General features: G+C 44.1%; 15 protein-coding genes. All 15 read left to right on the top strand.

What is annotated here, in order from left to right:
* Positions 1 to 746: 746 nt before the first annotated feature.
* The 15 genes from leuO to murG all read left to right on the top strand — a co-directional run bounded on the left by leuO (position 747) and on the right by murG (position 19,148).
* Complete coding sequence (leuO, locus tag QS795_RS12450; protein ID WP_286269138.1) at positions 747 to 1,694, top strand: transcriptional regulator LeuO; 948 nt, start codon at positions 747 to 749, stop codon at positions 1,692 to 1,694.
* Positions 1,695 to 2,015: 321 nt separating this feature from the next.
* Positions 2,016 to 3,773, top strand: coding sequence for an AMP-dependent synthetase/ligase (locus tag QS795_RS12445; protein ID WP_286269135.1), 1,758 nt, complete (start codon positions 2,016 to 2,018; stop codon positions 3,771 to 3,773).
* Positions 3,774 to 4,102: 329 nt separating this feature from the next.
* Positions 4,103 to 5,830, top strand: a complete 1,728-nt coding sequence (ilvI, locus tag QS795_RS12440) for an acetolactate synthase 3 large subunit (protein WP_318626515.1) — start codon at positions 4,103 to 4,105, stop codon at positions 5,828 to 5,830.
* 2 nt (positions 5,831 to 5,832) lie between these two features.
* Positions 5,833 to 6,324 carry an acetolactate synthase small subunit gene (gene ilvN, locus QS795_RS12435; RefSeq protein ID WP_154602524.1) on the top strand — a complete coding sequence of 164 codons (492 nt, stop codon included), beginning with the start codon at positions 5,833 to 5,835 and terminating at the stop codon, positions 6,322 to 6,324.
* An 84-nt stretch (positions 6,325 to 6,408) separates the two neighbouring features.
* Positions 6,409 to 7,419 carry a catabolite repressor/activator gene (cra, locus tag QS795_RS12430; protein ID WP_181477415.1) on the top strand — a complete coding sequence of 337 codons (1,011 nt, stop codon included), beginning with the start codon at positions 6,409 to 6,411 and terminating at the stop codon, positions 7,417 to 7,419.
* Positions 7,420 to 8,139: 720 nt separating this feature from the next.
* Positions 8,140 to 8,598, top strand: coding sequence for a division/cell wall cluster transcriptional repressor MraZ (gene mraZ / locus QS795_RS12425; protein ID WP_154602526.1), 459 nt, complete (start codon positions 8,140 to 8,142; stop codon positions 8,596 to 8,598).
* Positions 8,599 to 8,600: 2 nt separating this feature from the next.
* A complete protein-coding gene (gene rsmH / locus QS795_RS12420) occupies positions 8,601 to 9,554 on the top strand; it encodes a 16S rRNA (cytosine(1402)-N(4))-methyltransferase RsmH (protein ID WP_286269126.1) in 954 nt (317 codons plus the stop codon).
* On the top strand, positions 9,554 to 9,874 hold the full coding sequence (gene ftsL, locus QS795_RS12415) for a cell division protein FtsL (RefSeq protein WP_036951205.1): 321 nt from the start codon (positions 9,554 to 9,556) through the stop codon (positions 9,872 to 9,874). Before rsmH ends, ftsL begins: the two co-directional genes overlap by 1 nt.
* Before the next feature lie 12 nt (positions 9,875 to 9,886).
* Positions 9,887 to 11,653 carry a peptidoglycan glycosyltransferase FtsI gene (ftsI, locus tag QS795_RS12410; protein ID WP_154602528.1) on the top strand — a complete coding sequence of 589 codons (1,767 nt, stop codon included), beginning with the start codon at positions 9,887 to 9,889 and terminating at the stop codon, positions 11,651 to 11,653.
* Positions 11,640 to 13,127: a UDP-N-acetylmuramoyl-L-alanyl-D-glutamate--2,6-diaminopimelate ligase gene (gene murE, locus QS795_RS12405; protein WP_181477413.1), complete on the top strand. Its 1,488-nt coding sequence runs from the start codon at positions 11,640 to 11,642 to the stop codon at positions 13,125 to 13,127. Before ftsI ends, murE begins: the two co-directional genes overlap by 14 nt.
* Positions 13,124 to 14,482, top strand: a complete 1,359-nt coding sequence (gene murF / locus QS795_RS12400) for a UDP-N-acetylmuramoyl-tripeptide--D-alanyl-D-alanine ligase (protein WP_181477412.1) — start codon at positions 13,124 to 13,126, stop codon at positions 14,480 to 14,482. The genes murE and murF overlap by 4 nt, the downstream gene beginning before the upstream one ends.
* A complete protein-coding gene (mraY, locus tag QS795_RS12395; protein WP_154602530.1) occupies positions 14,476 to 15,558 on the top strand; it encodes a phospho-N-acetylmuramoyl-pentapeptide-transferase in 1,083 nt (360 codons plus the stop codon). Before murF ends, mraY begins: the two co-directional genes overlap by 7 nt.
* 1 nt (position 15,559) lies before the next feature.
* On the top strand, positions 15,560 to 16,885 hold the full coding sequence (murD, locus tag QS795_RS12390) for a UDP-N-acetylmuramoyl-L-alanine--D-glutamate ligase (protein WP_286269119.1): 1,326 nt from the start codon (positions 15,560 to 15,562) through the stop codon (positions 16,883 to 16,885).
* A complete protein-coding gene (gene ftsW / locus QS795_RS12385; RefSeq protein WP_154602532.1) occupies positions 16,885 to 18,078 on the top strand; it encodes a cell division protein FtsW in 1,194 nt (397 codons plus the stop codon). Before murD ends, ftsW begins: the two co-directional genes overlap by 1 nt.
* Positions 18,075 to 19,148: an undecaprenyldiphospho-muramoylpentapeptide beta-N-acetylglucosaminyltransferase gene (gene murG / locus QS795_RS12380; protein ID WP_154602533.1), complete on the top strand. Its 1,074-nt coding sequence runs from the start codon at positions 18,075 to 18,077 to the stop codon at positions 19,146 to 19,148. The genes ftsW and murG overlap by 4 nt, the downstream gene beginning before the upstream one ends.
* Positions 19,149 to 19,248 lie beyond the last annotated feature (100 nt).

Below are 19,248 nucleotides of genomic sequence, written 5' to 3'. Positions count from 1 at the left end.
CTGCGAGTAGTAGTAGGCTTAGTAGGCGGATAGAAAATGTCATGGGTAACTGTCTCTCTATGAATTTCAAATAATCTGCATTTATTGATACGTGATTTCAATAATGATGTCAAACTTAATTTTTTGAGCGCGAAATGCTCGAAATTGAGTTGTTATCGATTATTGGAGTTTGCGTCTGATATTTATAATTTTTATGATGTTTTTGTCTATATCAGGCCGCTAAAAGTAGGCTAAAATTTCGTCTAAAAATTAATGGCATGATGATATTTTTATAACGTAATGATTTTTATTATGTTTATGTAATGAAAGTATGCAGAAGTTAGATAAAAGTCTTTGTTGGTATTGATGATGGCTATGCTTCAAATAAGGTTAATTATCTAATAAATAAATAATTAAAAATTAATCTGATAATGAGATTCAAGCGCGTTTATAGAAGAGATTTATTATGATTTATTCTTGAATTTGTTTTATTATTTTTATCGAAATGATGCTGGCTTTAATAAGTTACACGCACCCATTACACTGATGAATATTTGCATTTTATGATGATATCTATACCTCGATTCTAATTTATGGGCAAAAAGAATAGAAGCGTCGTTTTAATAAATGCAGGGAAAGCGAAATAACTTATCATGTATAAGTTGTTTTAAAAATAATATTTAATGATTTTATATTTTTCGTCAATATTGCTTTGATGAATCATGTTCATTAATTAAAAATGATAAATATATTTAGTGGAGTTAAAAATGACTGATTTTGATACGATCTCAACAGCAAAAAAAGAAAGTAGCGATATTCATCTGCGTAATGTTGATTTGAACTTATTAACTGTTTTTGATGTTGTGATGCAAATGCAAAATGTCACTCGTGCAGCACAAGTTCTCGGTATGTCTCAGCCAGCAGTAAGTAACGCCGTATCCCGTTTAAAATCTATGTTCAATGACGAATTATTTGTTCGTTATGGGCGTGGTATTCAACCAACTTCGCGTGCTAAACAATTATTTGGGCCAGTAAGACAAGCGCTTCAATTGGTGCATAATGAATTACCAGGCGCAGGATTTGATCCTAAGCAAAGCGAAAGAGCATTTAACTTATCTATTTGCTCTCCATTGGATATTCGCTTAGCGGCAATAATTGTTGATAAATTTAAAATTGCATCGCCAAATATTCAAGTTTTCATTCATTCTTTTTTAGGGAATAACATAGCGCATCAATTAAAGTATCAAGAGATAGATTTCTTCTTGGGCTATAATCAATTCGAAAAACCCGAATATCAACATCAGATTTTATTTAATGATGAATTAGTTTTAGTCGTAGCGAATCACCACCCAAGAATTGAAAGTACCATTAATCAAGAAATGTTAGTGAGTGAAAGACACGCTATTATGGCAATGGATAATATCGGGTCATTTAGCAAACTGTATTACCATAATACGGAACTTTCACACACTGTCAGTTATCAAGGAACTGACTTAAACAGTGTATTGAACATTGTGGCACAAACCGATTTAGTGGCGATTGCACCTAAATGGTTAGTGGAACACCATGCAAGTCAACTGCAACTACGTACTTTATCATTGCCTTGGGAAGATAATTCTCGCCCATGTTATTTAACGTGGCATGAATCGACGGCGCGAGATAAAGGCCATCAATGGATGAAAACGCAGTTTTGCCAAATGATAGAACAGTTGTAAGCTAAATTGATTCAATTCATTCCAAGATAACACTAGCATATTCCTCTAAATACTAACTCGCCATGATGAAAATAGTGGCGAGTTTTGTTGTGTCCGTAGCATTTGCAAAAAATTTACACTTTATTCCTTTCCTCGTTTATCTTTCCGCTATACACTCAAAATATTCAGCTAACAGATGTAAGCTGAAATAATAAAAAGTATTAAGATTAGGTTATTTGTGAGTTTGCCGAATGACTTAAAATTCTAATGACCTATAGGGAATACACTTTGATTACTGAAAATCTATATCCATATCATATTGTTAACCGCATACGTTCCAGAATGGACGCGAGCGAGTCAGCGGATCGGATAGCTTTCAGTCAATGGGACAACGGACATCAATCAGAACTGACTTGGGCAGAAGTGGGTACCAAAACCACCGCGATTGCACATCAGCTCTTAGCGATGAATGTTGCACCGCAAGAGAATATTGGGCTTTTTGCTCAAAACAGTATGAATTGGTCTTTGGTTGATCTGGCTGTATTACAAATTAAAGCCGTGACGGTGCCTCTCTATGCTACCAGCAGTATCGACCAAGCCGCCTATATCATTAATGACGCCAACATTAAGATCCTCTTTGTGGGTGCTCAAGAACAATACCAAGTTGCTTGCCAATTACTTGCCCATTGCCCGCAACTCACCGCTATCATTGCATTAGATGATAATGTTGAATTAGATGGCCAAGTGGCTAACAGCATGCACTTATCGACATTTATGTCCCTCGCTCAGCCTCAATATCAAGCTGAGTTAGATGCGCGAATTGCTGCTCAAAATTTAAGTGATTTATTCACCATTATTTATACCTCGGGCACCACGGGTGAACCGAAAGGGGTAATGCTAGATTACTACAATATGGCAGCTCAGCTTTATCTTCATGACAACCGTTTAGAACTGTCCGAAGACGATGTTTCATTATGTTTTCTACCGCTTTCCCACGTTTTTGAACGCGCATGGAGTTTTTATGTCATGCACAGCGGCGCGCGTAATGTCTATTTAACCAATACTAATTTAGTAAAAGAAGCGCTTGCTGATGTTAAGCCAACGGTGATGTGTGCCGTACCACGTTTCTATGAGAAAGTTTACAGCGCAGTACAAAGTAAAGTATCCCAAGCGCCTTTCATGCGTCGTGCGATTTTCAAATGGGCGATTGCGATAGGGAAACAAAAAGTGAAAGCGATGGCGAAAGGTAAATCTCTTTCATTTATCAACAATCGCTTATATGCATTGGCAGATAAACTGGTTCTGAGCAAAATTCGCCAAGGGCTCGGTGGTCGCATTCGTTTTATGCCAGCGGCGGGCGCGCGTCTCGATGATGATGTGATTGCGTTTTTCTTGTCTGCAGGTGTGAATATCAAATATGGCTATGGGATGAGCGAAACTTGCGCGACAGTCTCGTGCTGGGAAGCTAACAAATACCCATTAGGTTCAATTGGTACACCGCTTTCTGCCATTTCTGTACGCATTGGCGCAAACGACGAAATCCAAGTCAAAGGCCCCGTCGTCATGAAAGGCTACTATAATCGCCCGAAAGAAACGATAGATACATTCACGGCTGATGGTTGGTTGCGTACAGGGGATGCCGGAAAAATCGATGAGCAAGGTAACTTATATATTACGGATAGACTGAAAGATTTAATGAAAACGTCTAACGGGAAATATATTGCGCCACAGGTTATCGAAGGTGTTTTAGGTCAAGACCGTTTTATTGAGCATATTGCTGTCATTGCTGATGCACGTAAATTTGTCTCTGCGCTGATTGTGCCTTGCTATGACAGCCTTGAAGAGTATGCAAATTCAATTAACTTAAAATACCGTGATCGTTTGGAGCTGTTAAAAGACTCTAAAATTGTCGCGCTGTTTGAAGGTCGTCTCAAAGAGCTACAAAAGAATCTGGAAAACTTCCATCAAGTGAAGCGTTTTACACTGTTACCAAGCAATTTCTCAATGGAGAAAGGTGAATTAACGCCTACGCTGAAATTACGCCGTAAAATTATTTCAGAGCGCTACCGATTAGAAATTGAATCTATGTATCAAGAGTAATTCGATATTTAATCATATTTTCTAAGCCCTTCAGTGGTTATCCCTGAAGGGCTTTGTTTTACCTGCTATTTATGTAAAATCGCGTTGCCACTATTTTTGCTTACCTTTTAGTTATTTTCGCTCTATTTTGATTGAAAACTAGTCAATGAATCTGCCGAATTTTCATGTTCAAGACAAAATGAAATCTTCCTTAATTTCTCTACGAAATCAAATTTGCGTCCCACAAATGGTAGGGATATGTTAAGAGCTGAATTTATGACTAACTTAATAAAAATTAAAGAGGGCTGTTCGGCTCTCTGTTAACTTGCAAATAGTCTGAGGGCAAACTCATGGAGATGTTGTCGGGAGCAGAAATGGTCGTCAAGTCATTGATTGACCAAGGAGTGAAACACGTATTTGGCTATCCGGGAGGCGCAGTTCTTGATATTTATGATGCACTGCATACCGTGGGTGGCGTAGAGCATATTTTAGTTCGTCACGAGCAAGCTGCGGTGCATATGGCCGATGGCTATGCGCGCTCAACAGGGGATGTGGGCGTAGTGTTAGTAACGTCAGGACCCGGCGCAACCAATGCGATAACCGGTATTGCGACTGCGTATATGGACTCTGTACCCATGGTGGTTTTATCGGGGCAGGTCGCCAGTTCATTAATTGGGAACGATGCGTTCCAAGAGTGCGATATGGTGGGTATTTCGCGCCCAATCGTGAAGCATAGTTTTCTCATCAAACACGCGAAAGAGATCCCTGAAACCATCAAAAAAGCGTTCTATATTGCGGCGAGTGGACGCCCAGGGCCTGTGGTGATCGACTTTCCAAAAGATACGGTGAATCCGGCCGCTAAATTCCCTTATCGCTACCCTGAATCCGTCTCATTGCGCTCATATAATCCGACCTTACAAGGGCACAAAGGCCAAATTAAGAAAGCGTTGACCAAATTAGTCGCGGCGAAGAATCCAGTGATGTATATCGGTGGCGGTGCGAGCAATGCCAATTGCTCCGCGGAGCTAATGACATTAGCTGAAAAACTTCAGTTGCCAGTGGTATCAACGTTGATGGGGCTAGGCGCATTTCCCGAAACTCACCAACAATCTGTGGGTATGCTCGGAATGCATGGCACCTACGAAGCTAACAAAGTGATGCATCATTCTGATGTGATTTTTGCGGTAGGTGTTCGCTTTGACGACCGAACAACCAATAACTTAGAAAAATATTGCCCGAATGCAACCGTGATCCAAATTGATGTGGACCCAACCTCAATTTCGAAAACAGTCAAAGCGGATATTCCCATTGTTGGCGATGCAAAACTCACGTTAGAACAGATGATTGCTCAACTGGATCATGCGGCTGCCGAGCAAGATACCGCTGCACTGCAAACGTGGTGGAAGGAGATCGGTATTTGGCGCGAAAAACAGTGCCTAAAATATGCATTAAACCCAAGTAAAGTGAAGCCGCAACAAGCCATTGAGGCTATTTACCGCTTAACCAACGGTGAAGCTTATGTGACCTCAGATGTGGGGCAGCACCAAATGTTTGCTGCACTTTATTATCCGTTTGATAAACCACGGCACTGGATCAACTCAGGGGGCTTAGGCACCATGGGCTTTGGTTTGCCAGCTGCTTTAGGGGTTAAATTAGCACACCCTAAATCCACGGTTGTATGCGTGACTGGCGACGGCAGTATTCAGATGAACATTCAAGAGCTTTCAACTGCGCTGCAATATGGATTGCCGGTACTGATCCTGAATCTGAATAATGGTTTCTTGGGCATGGTAAAACAGTGGCAGGACATGATTTATCAAGGTCGTCACTCACAGTCCTATATGCAGTCATTGCCAAATTTCACAAAATTAGCTGAGGCTTATGGGCATGTGGGGATTTCAATTGCCTCCCCTGATGAACTTGAAGATAAGCTGAAACAAGCGCTAGTCGAAGTGAATGAAAACCAGCGTCTGGTCTTTGTAGATATTAATATTGATGAAACTGAGCATGTTTACCCAATGCAGATCCGTGGTGGAGCAATGGATGAAATGTGGTTAAGTAAAACGGAGAGGACTTGATCATGCGTCGTATCTTATCAGTGTTACTAGAGAATGAATCAGGGGCATTATCTCGCGTGATTGGGTTGTTTTCACAGCGCGGTTATAACATCGAAAGCTTGACCGTAGCACCGACCGACGATCCGACATTGTCACGGATGACCATCCAGACAAAAGGGGATGCCAAGGTGCTCGAGCAGATTGAAAAACAGTTGCATAAACTGGTGGATGTGTTGCGTGTGAGTGAACTGACCGCATCAGCTCATGTCGAGCGTGAAATCATGTTAGTGAAACTACAAGCTTCCGGTTATGGGCGCGATGAAATTAAGCGAAGTGCCGATATTTTCCGTGGGCAAATCGTGGATGTGACACCAACGCTGTACACCGTTCAGCTCGCAGGAACAAGCGATAAACTGGATGCATTCCTTGAAGCTGTGCGTGGTGTTGCTGAAATTGTTGAAGTTGCACGCTCAGGGATTGTTGGTGTTTCTCGTGGCGATAAAATTATGCGATGAAAAATTTATCCGCCGCAGGTAGAATAGAGCGGATTAAGGCCTCGAATGACTCGGGGCTGTTTCCCAAATTGCAAAGAGGTTAACGTGAAACTGGATGAGATAGCCCGTCTAGCGGGTGTTTCCCGCACAACGGCTAGTTATGTGATCAACGGCAAGGCCAAGCAGTATCGAGTCAGCGATAAAACTGTAGAAAAAGTGATGGCAGTCGTCAGAGAGCACAATTACCATCCAAACGCAGTCGCTGCAGGGTTACGCGCAGGTCGCACTCGCTCAATCGGGTTGGTGATCCCTGATCTTGAAAATACTAGCTATACCCGTATCGCCAATTATCTTGAGAGACAAGCTCGTCAGCGCGGATATCAGCTTTTAATTGCGTGTTCAGAAGACCAACCTGACAACGAAATTCGTTGCGTGGAACATTTACTGCAGCGCCAAGTTGACGCGATTATTGTGTCTACCGCATTACCTCCTGAACATCCGTTTTATCAGCGCTGGGCGAACCGTTCACTGCCTATCATCGCGCTGGATAGAGCATTAGAAAAAGAGCATTTCATTAGCGTGGTCGGTGACGACCAAGAAGATGCTCTGATGATCTCTAAAGAATTACGTAAATTCTCAGCTGAATCGGTCTTATATCTCGGGGCATTACCTGAACTTTCTGTTAGCTATCTACGTGAGCAAGGTTTCCGTAAAGCATGGGAAGGGGACACTCGCGAAGTCAATTATTTATACGCCAATAGTTATGAGCGTGATGCCGCGGCCGACGTTTTCTCCCAATGGCTAGATAGCGGTAACGCGATGCCGGATGCATTATTCACAACGTCATTTTCTTTGCTGCAAGGCGTGTTGGATGTGGCATTGAAACGCAATGGCCGCTTACCTGAAAACATGGTTATCAGCACCTTTGGTGATAACGAATTACTGGATTTCCTCGGTTGTCCTGTGCTCTCTCTCGCTCAGCGCCACCGTGATATTGCAGAGCGTATTTTAGAATTGGTATTAGCCAGCCTAGACGAGAAACAGAAGCCAGAAACTGGAATTCGTCGAATTCGCAGGGACTTATGTCGCCGTGGTAGTTTAGGTCGCAAACAGTAGTGGATAAACCTTATCCACTGGTGAAAAAACCGGTTTAATAGTTAGTGATGTTAACCAAGATTCTTAGTAATATATCCGCCCCTATCTATTAGGGGCTTTTTTTTGGTGAAATTTATGGGTGATTGCGATTTTTTTATTGCGTTATCCTGTAAATATTTCACTTTAGGAATTTTCCTAATACTTTTTTTGATTATTTTGCATCGATTGGTTTTTTGACGAATTAAATTTTTTTAACCCATAAAAAAACCGATAAATACAATGAGCAAATTATTGTCAGTAAAATAACACTGTGAATTAAAACAGTTGTTTAATGTATTGAAATATAATGATTTTATATAATAATACGTATTATTTGGTAGTTTTGTTTAAATAATCATCAATAAATGATGATCAAAAGGTAAAGAATAGACACGAAATAAACTGATTAAAAATGAGACGTATATATCATTTACTCAAATTTGTATGATTTTGCAGCAATGAAATAGATTTAAATATGTTTTACCTGCGTTTTATAAATAAGTGAATTATATCAACTCGTTATTTCTCTTTTTCTTTCCAAGTAAGATTTTTTCCAACTTTTTCTTTTCTAAAACGTTCTGTAAATAAAGCTAAAGCTACGTGCGGCTGGCTTGACAACGTTTTCATACCATTCGTAAACTTTATAAGTGGAGAATTGTGGGGTAAAGTGGGGCAGTTGGAAATAAAGGGGAAAAATCAGGTATGTTTCGTGGGGCTACACTGGTTAATCTCGACAGCAAAGGGCGACTAACCGTGCCTACTCGTTATCGAGGAATGCTGAGCGAGGAATCGAAAGGGCAAATGGTGTGTACCATTGACCTTCACCAGCCATGCCTGTTGCTTTATACCTTACCCGAATGGGAAATCATTGAGGAAAAACTGTCTAAGTTATCCACCATGAATCCCGCAGAACGTCGAGTACAGCGCCTTTTACTTGGTCATGCCAGTGAATGTCAGATAGACAATGCAGGACGTCTTTTGCTAGCTAGCACGCTGCGTCAACACGCAGGGCTAACAAAAGAGGTCATGTTGGTGGGCCAAATAAATAAATTTGAAATTTGGGATGAACAGATGTGGTACCAGCAGGTGGAAACTGACATCGCTGCTGAGCGTCTAGCCGACGAACCGCTGTCCGCCCGTCTACAGGATTTGTCACTATAACAATGACACAGCAGCAATTTAAACACGTAACAGTACTGCTCGATGAAGCAGTGAACGGCTTAAATCTTAAACCAAATGGTATCTATATTGATGGCACATTTGGTCGTGGCGGGCACTCTCGCTTGATTTTAAGCCAACTAGGAGATCAAGGTCGCTTGATTGCCATTGACCGTGACCCAGAGGCGATTAAAGCCGCTCAAGGGATTGATGACCCACGTTTTATGATTAAGCATGGCCCATTTTCAGCAATTGCAGATTATGTGGAAGAAGAAGACTTAGTAGGCAAGATTGATGGTGTGTTGCTGGATCTCGGCGTCTCTTCGCCGCAGTTAGATGATCCAGAGCGTGGGTTCTCATTTATGCGTGATGGGCCACTGGATATGCGTATGGATCCAACGCGTGGTCAATCCGCGCAGCAATGGCTGATGAACGCGGAAGCAGACGATATCGCATGGGTGCTCAAAACATTTGGTGAAGAGCGTTTTGCAAAGCGTATCGCAAGAGCCATTGTTGAGCGTAACCATAATCCCGAAGAAGAACCGTTAACGCGTACACGCCACTTGGCGGAGCTGATTGCCAAAGTCAGTCCGATTAAAGACCGACACAAGCACCCAGCAACCCGCAGCTTCCAAGCGATTCGTATTTATATCAATAGCGAGCTGGAAGAGATTGAGAAAGCATTAAATGGTGCGATGTCTGTTTTAGCACCTGAAGGGCGTTTATCGGTGATCAGTTTCCATTCATTGGAAGACAGATTAGTAAAACGCTTTATTCGTCAAAACAGTACCGGACCTTCTGTTCCTGCGGGGATTCCACTGACAGAAGCGCAAATCAAAGAGCTAGGTGCCGCTAAATTACGTGCACTAGGCAAAATGAAGCCTTCCGAGAGTGAAATTGACGAAAACCCACGAGCACGTAGCTCGGTGTTACGTTTTGCAGAGAGAGCGGTAGAGTAATGACACCAGAAAGACACAGTTTAGCCAGAGTCATCGGTCGCGATTTATTTCGTTACGGAATTATTCCGATGATTTTGCTAGCCGCGATAGTGATTAGCGCTGTGTTTGTGGTGACCACCGCTCATGAAACACGACTGCTGACTGCCGCCAAAGATAAGCTGTACGAAGAGAAAGATTTTCTCGATATCGAATGGCGAAACTTGATCCTTGAAGAGAATGCGTTAGCCAGTCACAGCCGTGTTGAGCGTTTATCTGTTGAAAAATTGCAAATGGTTCATGTTGAGCCATCCCAAGAAAATATTATTGTTTCCAAGCAATAACGAAGGTTAAGAATGAAAGCAACCAAACCCGCTAAGAACAAGAAAACAGAAGAAGTCACCAGCTTTGTTCGCTGGCGTTTTGTTTTGTTGTGTGGATGTATTGGGTTGGCATTAGCAGGGTTGTTGACTCGCGTTGCATACCTACAAATTATTGCCCCGGAAAAACTGGTAAAAGAGGGAGACATGCGCTCCCTTCGCGTTCAAGAAGTATCAACGGCTCGAGGAATGATCAGTGACCGTGAAGGTCGCCAATTAGCAGTCAGTGTCCCGGTTAACGCTATCTGGGCTGATCCTAAAGAAGTCTTTGAAAAAGGCGGCGTAAGTAACGATGAACACTGGAAAGCGCTCGCCGATGCATTAGATATTCCTCTTGAACAAATCACCACCAAAATTTCTGCTAACCCGAAAGGGCGCTTTGTTTACCTCGCTCGTCAAGTTAACCCCTCCATCGGTGAATATGTCCGCAAACTAAAAGTTCCAGGGATCTATTTACGTAAAGAATCTCGCCGATATTACCCATCAGGTCCAGTGACGGCTCACTTACTAGGCGTGACAAATATCGATGGTGAAGGTATTGAAGGGGTGGAAAAAAGCTTTAACCGTTGGTTAAAAGGTTCTCCGGGTGAACGTACGGTACGTAAAGACCGTAATGGCCGTGTGATTGAGACCGTCTCTTCCGTCGATAGCCAAGCAGCCCATAACTTGATGCTCAGTATCGATGAGCGTATTCAATCTATTGTGTATCGCGAGCTAACAAAAGGTGTTCAAGAGAACAAAGCTGAGTCCGGTGTGGCAATCCTTGTGGATGTGAATACTGGGGAAATCTTAGCGATGGCAAACAGTCCATCCTATAACCCAAATAATCTCGCGGGTACGCCGATGGATTTCATGCGTAACCGCGCTATCACGGATATTTTTGAACCAGGTTCAACCGTTAAGCCACTTGTGGTGATGAGTGCGCTACAAAACAAAATTGTGAAAGAAAATACCGTATTAAATACCTATCCGTACCGCGTGAATGGTCATGAAATCAAAGACGTTGCGCGTTACGCAGAGTTATCAATTACCGGTATTTTACAGAAGTCGAGTAACGTTGGTGTTTCAAAATTAGCGTTAGCGATGCCTGCCACAGAGCTGGTGGACGTGTATAGCCGCTTTGGGTTTGGCAAGCCGACTAATCTGGGGTTAGTCGGGGAAAGTAGTGGCATCTTTCCAAGTAAAAAAACACGGTGGTCTGATTTAGAAAGGGCCACCTTTTCTTTTGGGTACGGGCAGATGGTGACTCCATTACAACTTGCGCGTGCCTATGCAACGATCGGTAGTTTCGGGATATATCGCCCGTTATCGATTACTAAAGTCGACCCGCCTGTTCCGGGGACGCGAGTGTTTCCTGAGCCAATAATGCGCACCGTTGTGCACATGATGGAAAGTGTTGCTCTGCCAGGTGGCGGGGGAACACGTGCCGCAATTAAAGGCTATCGTATTGCAATTAAAACAGGTACCGCCAAAAAAGTTGGACCTGAAGGGCGCTATATCAACGAATATATCGCTTATACCGCAGGGGTTGCTCCCGCAAGCAACCCGCGCTATGCCCTCGTTGTGTTAATCAACGATCCAAAAGCCGGTAAGTACTACGGAGGTGCAGTATCTGCACCTATCTTTGGTTCTATCATGGGCGGGGTTTTACGTCTCATGAACGTTGAGCCAGATGCATTGCAAACAGACGATAAAAGTGAAATCGTGAACAGTCAAAAAGAGGTTAAAAGTGGCAGATCGTAATCTTTGTGAACTCCTCGCCCCATTTGGTGTGAGTACAACAAATGTCTCTTTACGAGAGATGACGCTAGACAGTCGAAAGGCTGCCGCGGGCGATCTGTTTATTGCTGTAAAAGGCCATCAGTCAGATGGTAGACACTATATTCCTCAAGCTATCGCGCAAGGGGTTTCTGCAGTTATCGCAGAAGCACAAGGCGAAGCAGAAGAAGGCGAAATTCGCTTTATTCATGGTGTGCCTGTCATTTATCTTAACGACCTAAACAACCGTTTATCCGCATTAGCGGGTGAGTTCTACCATCAACCTTCATCCCAAATGAAGTTAGTGGGTGTGACGGGGACCAACGGTAAGACCACCACCACGCAATTAATTGCCCAATGGGCAAAAGGATTAGGCGAAACATCAGCAGTGATGGGAACGGTCGGTAATGGGCTACTGGGGCAAGTTTCTCCAAGTGAGAACACCACGGGCTCCGCTGTTGATATCCAATTAGAACTGACTCAATTACTGAATAAAAAAGCGACGTTGACGGCGATGGAAGTTTCTTCTCATGGCTTGGTGCAAGGTCGTGTTGCTGCGCTACAATTTGACGCGGCAGTATTCACTAACTTAAGCCGTGACCACCTTGATTACCATGGTGATATGGCAAATTACGAAGCTGCAAAATGGTTGCTGTTCTCTACTCATCAAACCAAAACTCAAATTATTAATGCTGATGATGAAGTCGGGCTGAAGTGGTTGCAGCGCTTGCCGCAAGCTTGTGCCGTGACAATGGAAAATCGTATTCCGGCTAACTGGCAAGGCCCATGGTTAAAAGCCACTGATGTGGACTATCACGATAAAGGCGCAACCATTCATTTCACGTCAAGCTGGGGTGAAGGTTCATTTGAAAGCCCATTAATGGGGGCGTTTAACGTAAGCAACTTATTGCTGGCGATGGCGACGCTATTAATGATGGATTACCCATTAGAGCAGCTTTTAGCGACAACAGGCGCATTAATGCCAGTCTGTGGCCGTATGGAAGTGTTTAGCGTTGCAGGCAAGCCAACTGTGGTTGTGGATTATGCTCATACCCCTGACGCATTAGAAAAAGCGTTAGCGGCAGCGCGTTTACATTGTAAAGGCAAGCTGTGGTGCGTCTTTGGTTGTGGCGGTGATAGAGACAAAGGCAAGCGCCCACTGATGGGCGCTTCTGCTGAACAATACGCTGATAAAGTGGTGATCACCGATGATAACCCTCGCAGCGAAGATCCGCTGGATATTATCAACGACATCATGGCGGGTATTTTGGATTCTAGCCGTGTATTCGCGATCCCAGGACGTCCAGAAGCTGTTACCAATACTATCTTACAAGCACAACCTGATGATGTGATTTTAGTGGCAGGTAAAGGCCATGAAGATTATCAAATCATTGGTTCTCGCCGTTTAGATTATTCAGACCGCTTGACCGTCGCAAGATTGTTGGGGGTGATGGCATGATCCCGATGACCTTAACCCAACTGGCGAAAATCACTCACGGTCGCATTGAAAAAGCGAGCAATAACGAATTAGCGTTATTAAGCGTGAGTACGGATAGCCGTAAAATAGACGCTAGCTGTCTGTTTATTGCCTTAAAAGGCGAGCGTTTTGATGCCCATGACTTTGCCGATCAAGTCGTTGATGCTGGCGCGGCAGCACTGTTAGTTGACCATCAATTGGATGTGAACTGCCCACAGGTAATTGTTGAAGATACGCGTATTGCGATGGGGCGAATCGCCGCTTGGGTTCGCCAACAATCTAAAGCGAGAGTGGTCGGGTTGACCGGCTCTTCCGGCAAAACATCCGTGAAAGAGATGACAGCCTCGATTCTGGCGCAACGCGGTAAAACGTTATATACCGCAGGTAACTTGAATAATGATATTGGTGTTCCACTGACACTATTCCGTTTAACGGATGAATACCAATTTGCTGTGATCGAAATGGGGGCTAATCACCCACATGAAATTGAATACACGACCAACATCGTTAAGCCAGAAACTGCACTCGTGAATAACTTATTTGGTGCGCATCTTGCTGGTTTTGGTTCCCCTGAAGGTGTGGCTAAAGCCAAAGGTGAAATTTACCAAGGTCTGCCAGAAGAAGGCACGGCGATTGTGAATTTAGATAGCTACTCTGATAAGTGGAAATTTAACCCTCGTCAAACCGTTTGGTATTACTCACTGACTGAAAAAGCGGATTTCTATCCTTCAGATATTCAAATCAAACAGCTGACAACGGATTTCACACTACATACGCCGGTAGGGCAGGTTGAAATCACATTGCCATTACCGGGTGTGCATAACATTGCCAACGTTTTAGCGGCAAGTGCATTAGCCATCTCTGTGGGGGCAACCTTAGACGATATCAAACAAGGTATTGCCACCACGAAAGCAGTACCTGGGCGTTTATTTCCAGTGAGTTTAAGTGAGACGAAAGTCGTACTGGACGATACCTATAATGCCAATGATGGTTCGATGATTGCGGCGATTAATGTGCTGGCGAAAATGCCGGGCTATCGCATTTTCGTTGTCGGTGACATGGGTGAACTTGGTGATTATGCCCACGAGTGTCATGAGCGAGTTGGTTTAGCCGCGAAACAAGCGGGGTTAGATAAAGTTCTCAGTGTTGGACAGTTAAGCGAAATTATTAGCCAATCTAGCGAACGTGGCGAGCATTTTACAGCGAAACAAGATTTATTAACCCGACTAATTCCGCTAGCACAGCAGAATGATGTTGTTTCTATTTTAGTTAAAGGTTCACGCAGCTCCGCGATGGAAGATGTCGTGAATGCATTGAAGGAGTGCTTCGAATGTTAGTCTGGTTAGCCGAATTATTGGTTCATAAATTTTCTGCTTTTAACGTCTTCTCCTATTTGACGTTCAGAGCCATTGTCGGTTTGCTGACTGCATTGGGTATTGCTTTGTGGATGGGACCACGTCTGATTGCTTACCTGCAAAAAATGCAAATTGGCCAAGTTGTCCGTGATGCAGGCCCTGAATCACACTTTAGTAAACGTGGCACCCCAACAATGGGTGGGATTTTAATCCTGTTCTCTATTAGCGTATCCGTTTTATTGTGGGCGCGTTTGGATAACCCCTATGTGTGGTGTGTGCTCCTCGTTTTAGTCGGCTACGGTCTTGTGGGCTTTGCGGATGATTACCTCAAAGTCGTTCGAAAAGACTCCCGTGGCCTTATCGCACGTTGGAAATATTTTTGGCAGTCCGCACTGGCGCTGATCGTTGCATTTTCTATGTACGCTATTGGTAAAGACACACCAGCGACTCAGCTGGTTGTTCCCTTCTTTAAAGATGTGATGCCGCAATTAGGCGTGCTGTACATTTTACTGGCTTACTTCGTTATCGTTGGAACCAGTAACGCTGTTAACTTAACGGACGGCTTAGATGGCTTAGCGATTATGCCAACTGTATTTGTTGCCGCAGGTTTTGCGTTAGTAGCATGGGCAACGGGTAACGTTAACTTTGCTAACTATTTACACATTCCGTTCTTACCTCACGCGGGGGAGTTAGTGATTGTGTGTACGGCGATTGTTGGGGCCGGTTTAGGCTTCTTATGGTTCAACACTTACCCAGCACAAGTGTTTATGGGTGATGTAGGCTCTTTAGCATTAGGTGGAGCATTAGGAACTATCGCTGTTTTACTGCGTCAAGAATTCTTATTAGTCATCATGGGCGGTGTGTTTGTGGTTGAAACACTGTCGGTAATTTTACAAGTTGGCTCCTTCAAATTACGTGGCCAACGAATTTTCCGTATGGCACCAATTCACCATCACTATGAATTGAAAGGTTGGCCAGAACCACGCGTTATCGTGCGTTTCTGGATTATCTCTCTCATGTTAGTTCTGATTGGACTAGCAACATTGAAGGTGCGTTAAGATGATTGGTTCACAGGTTCAGCAGTATCAGGGTAAAAACGTAGTGATTATCGGCCTAGGTTTAACTGGGCTTTCCTGCGTTGACTTTTTCCTTGCTCGTGGGGTTGTTCCTCGCGTGATGGATACCCGCGCTGTGCCACCTGGTGTTGATAAACTGCCTGAGAATGTTGCTTGCCATAGTGGCAGCTTAAATAATGAATGGCTGCAACAAGCCGATCTGATTGTTGCCAGCCCAGGCGTTGCGTTGGCAACACCGCAGTTACAGGAAGCAGCAAGTAACGGTATTGAGATTGTGGGTGATATCGAGCTGTTTTGCCGTGAGGCGGATGCACCAATCGTCGCAATCACAGGTTCTAATGGTAAAAGCACAGTGACTTCCCTCGTGGGGGAAATGGCGAAAGCGGCGGGCATTTCCGTTGGTGTGGGCGGGAATATCGGTATTCCTGCACTTTCTTTGCTCAATCAAGGGCATAGCCTGTTTGTGCTGGAACTGTCTAGCTTCCAATTGGAAACCACATCTAGCCTACGTGCAGCGGCTGCGACCGTGTTGAATGTGACTGAAGATCATATGGATCGCTATCCATTGGGGCTTGAGCAATATCGCGCAGCAAAATTACGTATTTATGATAATGCACAACACTGCATTGTGAACGCGCAAGATCCGCTAACACTTCCACATGACCAGAGCGTTAGCCAATACACTAGTTTTGGTTTAAATAACGGTGATTACTACTTTGATACGCAAAAACGTGTCTTAGTTGCTCAAGGTGAAGTGGTGTTGGATGTGGCACAAATGCATCTGACTGGGCAGCATAACTATATGAATGCACTGGCTGCACTAGCCTTAGCTGATACTGTGGCAATCCCTCGTGAAGCTAGCCTTAAAGTCTTAAAAGAGTATGCCGGTTTAGTACATCGCTTCCAGTTGGTCTTTTTCAATCGCGGTGTGCGTTGGATCAATGACTCAAAAGCAACCAATGTGGGCAGTACAGAAGCTGCACTTAATGGTTTGCATGTGGATGGCTATATTTACTTATTGCTGGGTGGTGACGGCAAGTCAGCTGATTTTTCTCCGCTCAAAGAATATATTTCGGCGGATAACTACCGTTTGTACTGCTTTGGTCGTGATGGTCAGCAATTAGCGGAACTCGCACCAGAAAAATCCGTACTGACAGATACGATGGAACAGAGTATGCGCCAAATTGCGCCGTTGTTAAAATCTGGCGACATGGTGCTGTTATCTCCAGCATGTGCCAGCTTAGATCAGTTCAAAAGTTTTGAGCAGCGGGGTGATGTTTTTGCTCAACTCGCTAAGGAGTTAGGTTAATGACCATACCGGGTGCCTTGCGTTTAAAAAACTGGATCATCGGTGAAAAGAATGGCGTGATTTCAGGCACGACGCTCTACGACCGTACATTGGTTTGGTTAGCATTCGGTCTGGCGGCAATCGGTTTCATTATGGTGACCTCCGCATCGATGCCAGTCGGACAGCGATTAACGGATGACCCATTCTATTTTGCTAAACGTGACGTGGTCTATTTGGTCGTTGCATTTCTACTGGTTTTAGGTGTCATGCGCGTCTCGATGGCCACATGGGAAAAATACAGTTTTATTTTGCTGATGGGCGCATTGGGTATGCTGGCGGTTGTGTTGGTTGCCGGTAGTTCCGTCAATGGGGCATCGCGCTGGATTGATATCGGTATTGTAAAAATTCAGCCCGCAGAAATTTCGAAGTTCGCGCTGTTTTGTTACGTTTCCAGCTATTTAGTTCGTAAGTCAGATGAAGTACGCACCAAGTTTTTCGGCTTCGTAAAACCGATGTGTATTTTGATTATGATGGCGTTATTGCTGCTGTTGCAGCCAGACTTGGGAACGGTAGTTGTACTGGTTGTAACTACGTTAGGGTTGCTGTTTTTAGCTGGTGCGCGCTTAGCTCCGTTTATTATCGGTATCGCGGTTTGTGGTGTAGGCGTACTGGCTTTGATTATCTTTGAACCTTATCGTTTGCGCCGCGTGACATCCTTCTTAAATCCGTGGGATGACCCGTTTGGTAGCGGTTATCAGTTAACGCAATCTTTGATGGCATTTGGTCGAGGAGAGCTTCTCGGACAAGGTCTGGGTAACTCGGTACAGAAATTAGAATATTTACCGGAAGCGCATACTGACTTTATTTTCTCTGTACTAGCTGAAGAGCTGGGTTACGTGGGTGTGGTTCTGGTGCTACTGATGGTATTTATGCTGGCGTTTAGAGCGATGATGGTAGGGCGTAGAGCACTACTGACCAACCAATTATTTGGTGGGTATCTCGCATGTGCCATCGGTATTTGGTTTACCTTCCAAGCATTAGTTAACGTAGGCGCTGCGGCAGGTATGTTGCCAACCAAAGGTTTAACACTCCCGTTAATCAGTTACGGGGGATCGAGTTTATTAGTGATGTCAGCGGCGATCGCTGTGTTACTTAGAATTGATTATGAAACACGACTTGAGAAAGCTCAGGCGTTTGTAAGGAGTTCCAAATGAGTCAGGCAAAAAAATTACTCGTTATGGCAGGCGGAACTGGGGGACACGTTTTTCCCGGCTTAGCTGTGGCGCATTATTTGCAGGCTCAAGGTTGGGAAATTCGCTGGTTAGGCACCGCAGATCGCATGGAAGCCACTTTAGTACCGAAACACGGTATTGATATTGAGTTTATTCAGATCTCGGGTTTAAGAGGTAAAGGTATTGGTGCATTAATTGGTGCGCCTTGGCGTATCTATAAAGCCATTCGCCAAGCGAAAACCATTATTCAGCGCTATCAACCCGATGCTGTGCTTGGTATGGGCGGTTATGTGTCTGGTCCCGGCGGGATAGCAGCTTGGCAATGTGGCGTTCCTGTTGTTCTCCATGAACAAAATGGGATCGCGGGATTAACCAATAAATGGTTATCAAAAATTGCAAAACGTGTTTTACAAGCTTTTCCCGGCGCATTCCCTAATGCACCCGTTGTAGGTAACCCAGTGCGTGAAGATGTATTGGCATTGCCAGCACCGCAAGAGCGCTTAGCAGGGCGTGAAGGTGCAATACGCGTATTAGTTGTAGGTGGTAGCCAAGGGGCGCGAATTTTAAATCAAGTTATGCCTGCAGTTGCTGGAAATGTGAGCAAACAGTTAAATATCTGGCATCAGGCTGGAAAAGGCAGTAAGGAATCGACAGAAGCACTGTATAATGATTGTTTGCAAAATTCAGGCAATTCTGAGTTTAAAGTGACTGAATTTATTGATGATATGGCGCAAGCTTACGCATGGGCTGATATTGTGGTTTGTCGTTCAGGTGCATTAACTGTCAGTGAGATAGCCGCGGCAGGTTTACCCGCGATTTTTGTTCCTTTCCAGCATAAAGACCGCCAACAGTATTGGAATGCACTGCCTTTAGAACAAGCAGGGGCTGCGAAGATTATTGAGCAACCGCAGTTTACACCTGAAGCCGTTGTTGAGTTACTTAACAAATGGGATAGAACCGAATTATTGTCGATGGCAGAAAAAGCCTATAGCTGTGCCATCACGGATGCAACCGAACGTGTTGCGGCGGTTATTTGCGATGTTGCGAAATAGCGTAAGTCTCGCAAATAGCTTGGCCATACAAAATAGAATGTAGACAGAATTTATAGAGAAGCGGAAATACAGTGAATACACAACAGTTAGCGAAATTAAG

The organism is Providencia zhijiangensis (assembly GCF_030315915.2).
GTDB classification, from domain to species: domain Bacteria; phylum Pseudomonadota; class Gammaproteobacteria; order Enterobacterales; family Enterobacteriaceae; genus Providencia; species Providencia zhijiangensis.
The sequence above is the reverse complement of the archived record's forward strand: the minus strand, read 5'-3'. Positions and strand labels throughout refer to the sequence as shown.